This is a genomic window from Lentibacter sp., from assembly GCF_029254145.1.
Classification (GTDB): Bacteria; Pseudomonadota; Alphaproteobacteria; order Rhodobacterales; family Rhodobacteraceae; genus Lentibacter.
Window position 1 is genome coordinate 1 of sequence record NZ_JAQWYD010000080.1, and the last position, 5,295, is coordinate 5,295.

The 5,295-nt window shown below is 55.1% G+C and carries 4 protein-coding genes and 1 pseudogene; 3 read left to right on the plus strand and 2 right to left on the minus strand.

Going from position 1 to position 5,295, the window contains the following annotated elements; all coding sequences use genetic code 11:
• The coding region (trpA, locus tag P8O11_RS09340) for a tryptophan synthase subunit alpha (RefSeq protein WP_300293837.1) at window positions 1-439 on the minus strand (439 nt) is incomplete at its 3' end.
• A 256-nt stretch (window positions 440-695) separates the two neighbouring features.
• On the opposite strand from trpA, the gene ychF reads away from it, so the two are divergent.
• Window positions 696-1,793: a redox-regulated ATPase YchF gene (gene ychF / locus P8O11_RS09345; protein ID WP_089888000.1), complete on the plus strand. Its 1,098-nt coding sequence runs from the start codon at window positions 696-698 to the stop codon at window positions 1,791-1,793.
• A gap of 308 nt (window positions 1,794-2,101) precedes the next feature.
• Entirely contained in the window at window positions 2,102-2,350 is a 249-nt protein-coding gene (locus P8O11_RS09350; protein WP_300293838.1) for a helix-turn-helix domain-containing protein, read from the plus strand.
• Here P8O11_RS09350 and P8O11_RS09355 read toward each other — a convergent pair.
• The gene (locus P8O11_RS09355) at window positions 2,347-3,699 is read right to left on the minus strand and encodes a sulfatase-like hydrolase/transferase (RefSeq protein ID WP_300293839.1); all 1,353 of its coding nucleotides are present in this window, start codon (window positions 3,697-3,699) and stop codon (window positions 2,347-2,349) included. The two genes, P8O11_RS09350 and P8O11_RS09355, sit on opposite strands and share 4 nt — an antisense overlap.
• A 226-nt stretch (window positions 3,700-3,925) precedes the next feature.
• Between P8O11_RS09355 and P8O11_RS09360 the strand changes: the two are divergent.
• Window positions 3,926-5,050: pseudogene (locus tag P8O11_RS09360) on the plus strand (anaerobic sulfatase maturase); the annotation flags it as partial.
• Window positions 5,051-5,295 lie beyond the last annotated feature (245 nt).

Consider the following 5,295-nt stretch of genomic DNA (forward strand, 5'->3'; position numbering starts at 1 on the left):
CTGCGGCTTGCGCGGGAATGCAAAGCTCGACATCCTCCTCAGGCGGAAGGTCCACCACGATCAGCCCGTCGATCCCTGCGGCTTTGGCATCTTTTAGGAAGGCCTCGACACCATGTGAATAGATGGGATTGTAGTAGCCCATCAATACGATCGGTGTTGTCTCATTGGTCTTTCGGAACTCTGTCGCCATCGCGAGTGTTTTGTTGAGCGTCATGCCCGCCTCAAGCGCGCGCTGCCCGGCCAGCTGGATGGTTGGGCCATCTGCCATAGGGTCGGTGAAGGGTAGGCCCAGTTCGATGATATCTACGCCTGCCGCGGGCAAGCCTTTCATCACCTCAAGGGAGGTGGCAACATCTGGATCACCCGCCATGATGTAGGCCACGAAGGCTTTTTTATCTTCGGCTTGAAGGGCGGCGAATGTGGCGTCGATGCGGCTCATGGGGCATTCCTTTTTATGTTGAGGCAGATGTGCCCCAAAAGCAGTGGGGAAATCAATAGCAAGACGGGTCCAATGGCGCTTTGCGCCATTGGACCCGTTGGGGGCTCTGCCCCCAAACCCCCGGGATATTGGAGGAAAGAAAAAGAGGGTGGGGCTGTTTTGCCTGGAAAGGGGCAGATTTGAATTTGTCGAGAGTGTTGCAGCGAGGCTGGCGAGGGCTTATGAGGCGCTTAACAGCAGATGCGGGAGAAAAGCCATGGGCTTTAAGATGGGTATTGTGGGTTTGCCGAATGTGGGCAAGTCAACTTTGTTTAATGCGTTGACAAAAACGGCGGCGGCGCAGGCGGCGAACTTTCCGTTTTGCACGATTGAGCCGAATGTTGGTGAGGTCAATGTGCCGGATGCACGCCTTGATACGCTTGCAGAGATTGCAGGGTCAAAGTCGATCATTCCAGCAAGGATGACCTTTGTGGACATCGCCGGGCTTGTGAAGGGCGCAAGTAAGGGCGAGGGGCTTGGCAACCAGTTTTTGGCCAATATTCGGGAAACTGACGCGATTGCCCATGTACTGCGCTGCTTTGAAGACGGAGATGTGACCCACGTCGAAGGGCGCGTGAATCCTGTGGAGGATGCGGAAGTCATCGAGACAGAGCTCATGCTCGCGGACCTGGAGAGCGTTGAGAAGCGCCGTCAGGGGCTTGTGCGCAAGCTCAAGGGCAATGACAAAGAGGCCGCCCAGCAAGACCGTTTGCTCGCTGCAGCGCAGGCGATGCTGGAAGAGGGCAAGCCAGCGCGGCTTGTCGAGGTGGATGCGGAAGACGCGAAAGCTTGGAAAAACCTCCAACTTCTGACCTCCAAGAAAATTCTGTATGTGTGCAATGTTGACGAGGGCAGCGCGGCCACGGGGAATGCACATTCTGATGCGGTTGCGGCTATGGCCGCAGAGCAGGGCGCAGGTGCGGTCGTCATTTCGGCGCAGATCGAGGAAGAGATCAGCAAGCTGGAAGACGATGAAGCTGAGATGTTTCTGGAGGAAATGGGCCTTGCTGAGGCAGGTCTCGACCGTTTGATCCGTGCGGGCTACAATCTTTTGCACCTTGAGACTTACTTCACAGTCGGCCCAAAGGAAGCGCGCGCTTGGACGATCCGTGAGGGAACAGGTGCGCCGCAGGCGGCGGGCGTGATCCATGGCGATTTTGAAAAAGGCTTCATCCGGGCTGAGACGATTGCCTATGCCGATTTTGTTGCCAATGGCGGCGAACAAGGCGCGAAAGAAGCTGGCAAGATGCGCGCCGAGGGCAAGGCTTATGTCGTCAAAGACGGCGATGTCTTGCACTTCCTGTTCAACAAATAAAATCAAGTTCCGCGCACGGCTTTGACTGTGGTCAAGGGCGCGCGCGGAGCTTGCTCTGGTGCATTTGCGCAACGGGGCTTTTGGGCATTGGTTGAATTCCGGGCATGAGCCTGCTAGGCTCTCCACATGAAACAAGCACTGTAAGTTTTTGAATTGTAGTGGAGTCGTGGCTTTTCCACAGACTCTTATGTGCTTGGTGTTTTGTCTTTTATCTTCAAATGATGTTCCGCCCATGCGCTTTCAGGCCCCTTGAGACGGGCCAAACAAACGCCGCATCGGAACACGGCCAATTTGAGCAAGACAGACAAATGACACATCAGGATTCAAAACCCCTCACTGGCACACCCGCATTGGCGCAGGACTTGACGACGCCCGAAGCGGTCCGACGCGCCGCAGGTTTGACGGCTGAAGAGATGGCCGCTCTTTTGGGGATGGGCGACTATGGTTATAGTGCGTGGGAGCGCGGTGCGCGTACGCCAGGCGGGCCAGCTTTGAAGCTTCTGGCTTTGATCGCGACAGACCCCATCAAAATGATTGCGGCGTTGCGCAAGGCCTAATCGTCATCCGTGTTCTGCGGCTCGCCCGTCTCAGGCAGGGGCGCAGTGACATCAAAGCCATATTCCAGACAACAGGCGGCATGGGCGGCCTGCATTTGTGCATAGGCAGGGTGATCTGGGCCCAGGTCACGGGTTTGCCACCAGTCTTTTGATAGATCAAAAAGCTGTGTGGATCCGTCACTGTGGCGGATGAAGCGGTATTTGCCTTTGCGCACGGCGGCGCTCTGATGCAGGAAGGTTGGCACTGCGCGGTCAGGTGCGCGTGCCCAGTCCATTTGTGGGCGCAAGGAGCGGCCGACGCTTCCGTCGAGTGGGGGCAGGTTCGCATAATCCATCACAGTGGGGCCGATATCGAGCAGCGCTACAGGGTCACTGACCACTTGGGCTACGGGCTGCTCCGGATCGTGAATGATCAGAGGCACGTTGGCGACCTGCTCCCAGAGGGTGTGCTTGCGAAAGCGGTTGCGCTCGCCGAGGTGTAGCCCATGATCTGATGCGATGATGACCAAGGTGTTGTCGGCAAAGCGTGAGGCCTTTAGCGCGTCCCAGATGCGGCCCAAGTGATAATCTGTGTGGCTGAGTGCGGAGAAGTAATTGCGCACGCTTTTGCGCCATTGCTTGAACTTGTCGGCGTTTAAATTTTGCGAATTGTGCAGCTCCATAAAGGCACTTTCGTCAAAGCCCCCTTGCCAAGCCTTTGGCTTTCTGAAGTTTTTCTCCTCATACATCTCTTTGAAGCGGCGCGGTGTGATCCAAGGGCCATGCGGCCCGTAGAAGCCGATCTCGCGGTAAAACGGGGCATCCTCTTTGTAATTTTTGAAGAAAGAACGCGCTGAATTGGCTGCTTGATGGTCGTAAAATCGCGGGTCGTCTTTCTCGTCTTTGGCAGCTTTACCGCCGCGCAGCCCGCCGAACTCGATGCTGATAGCCTCGGGGATCTGCCAATCGCCGCGGAATTTCTTGGGGTTGTCGGAAAAGAGAGTTTGGTGGATCTCGTCGGGCAGGGCGTCATAGCCTTGCATGACTTTGCCGCCAGATGAGCAAAAGTAACCGGCTTGTTTGAGTTTGTAAGGCCACATCGCCTCAGCCGGGATTTTCTCAAAATAGTTTTTGTAGGGGCCCGTAACGCCTGACTGATGCGGCGATTGTCCTGACATGAAGCTGGCGCGCGATGGGCTGCAAACAGGAGCCTGACAATAGGCCGCTTGAAAGGCTGTGGACTCTGCGCAAATGCGGTCCAGATTGGGCGTTTGAAGGGCTTCGCCAAAGGCGGCTTTGTATTTCCAAAAGGCGACTGCATCATCAAATGTGATGAGAATGACGTTCTTGCGCGCGTCTTGTGTCGACATGCTCTGCTTTCCTCAACTCGATACCAACTGCGAGGGATTTAGCCCTTCTTTTGGGCAGTGATATCTGGCTTTCTGGCGCGGGTCTATCAAAGAAGCTTTAAGTCAGAATTGATTTCGGCCACATATAACAGGGTCAAAGCAGGACAGTTTTATGCAGCCGTTGCCGTTTAATATTATGACCAAGCCGATTGGGCCACGCTGCAATATCGATTGAAAGTATTGCTATTACCTTGAAAAAGAAAAGCTTTATCCGGATGAAAAGAAATTCCGGATGTCTGATAACGTTTTGGAACGCTATATTTCCCAGACGATCGCGTCGGGGCTGGAAAGCGGGATGGGTGAGGTTCACTTTGCTTGGCGGGGCGGTGAGCCAACGATGCTGGGTGTTGAGTATTTTCGCAAGATTGTGACCTTTCAGAAAAAACACCTGCCAGCGGGTGTGCCACTTTCCAACGCGCTTCAAACCAACGGGATCTTGCTCGATGAGGCATGGGGTGTGTTTTTGGCTGAAAACGACTTTCTTGTTGGGCTGAGTGTGGACGGGCCAAAAGCTGTGCATGACAGGTACCGCGTTGACCGTGCCGGGCGCCCGACCTTTGACGCTGTCATGCGCGGGCTGGAAGTGCTTCAGCGCCATGGGGTGCGTCACAATGCACTGACAACTGTCCACCGTGCAAATGGCGGCAAAGGCCGAGATGTCTATCGCTTTTTAACGGGGAAAGGATTTGACCATATCCAGTTTATTCCGATTGCCGAGCGCAGTGCTGGGGCAAGCCTTGCACGTGCGCCACAGCAGGACATGGCCCCGCAAAATAGAGTGACGGAGTGGAGCGTGGCTGCGCGCGCGTATGGTAAATTTCTGTGCGATGTCTTTGATCTATGGTTCAAAGCCGATGTGGGGCGCGTTTCTGTGCAGTTCTTTGATGTGCAGCTTGGTCTCTGGATGGGGCAACCCTCAACACTGTGTGTTTTTGCCAAGACCTGCGGCAACAGTCTTGCCCTTGAGCATGATGGTAGCCTGTATGCGTGTGATCACTACGTTTACCCAGACTACAAGCTTGGAGAGATTGGTGAGACGCCCCTGCGCGAAATGCTGTGGAGTGATCGGCAGGCCGCCTTTGGCCAAGACAAAGAGGCCTCTCTGACAGCTCAGTGCCGCGCGTGCGAGTTTCGCTTTGCGTGCAATGGTGGCTGCCCCAAATACCGTTTTGGCACATCAAAGACGGGCGAGGCGGGGCACAACTATTTTTGCGAAAGCTACACGGCGTTTTTCAGACGCGCAGGCCCTCGGCTGCGAAAAATGGCTTGGCAAGTTTCCAACGGGATTCCCGCAACGGGTGGAAAAGCTTGAGCCTCTAGGGCCGCACCTAAGTTTTGCGTTGCAAGGTGCTGGGAGTATGAGTGTGTGTTCAGCCTTTATTTTATAGGTGTTTTCAGCCATTTATTGGAGTTGGAAGAAATTTGAAAAACCTCAGAAAACACCTTGTAAATCCGTCTCTTGCGCTTGTATACCCGTCGGCGGAGACGTGGCCGAGTGGTCGAAGGCGCTCCCCTGCTAAGGGAGTAGGCCCGGAAGGGTCTCGAGGGTTCGAATCC